At 75.6% G+C, this 320-nt stretch carries 1 protein-coding gene; it reads left to right on the top strand.

The features are described from left to right. Nucleotides 1-97 precede the first annotated feature (97 nt). A partial coding sequence (locus PUR56_RS08710) for a beta-ketoacyl synthase N-terminal-like domain-containing protein (protein ID WP_443034463.1) occupies nucleotides 98-320 on the top strand: 223 nt, incomplete at its 3' end.

The following is a 320-nucleotide window of genomic DNA, read 5'->3' on the forward strand; positions in this document are numbered from 1 at the left end:
CTGATGGTCTGTCCATAGCCCCACTGCTCCCCCGCCACGCCCACACCCCAACCCCCCCCTCACCCCCCCCGAGCAGCGGCGGAGCGGCGACGGCACCGTGCGGCAATCCCCCGGCGGGCCGGGCCCCGGACGCACGGCGGCGGACTTGCGTCGCCAAAAGCCGGCCGCGCCGGTCACCGACGATCCGATCGTCATCGTCGGGTTGGCCTGCCGGTACCCGGGCGGGGCCGACTCCCCGGAGGACCTCTGGGACCTGCTGGCATCCGGGTCCGACGCCATGGGCGGGTTCCCCACGGACCGCGGCTGGGACCTGGAAGCCC

The sequence above is a fragment of the Streptomyces sp. BE303 genome, from assembly GCF_036290945.1.
In the GTDB taxonomy this organism is placed as follows: Bacteria; Actinomycetota; Actinomycetes; order Streptomycetales; family Streptomycetaceae; genus Kitasatospora.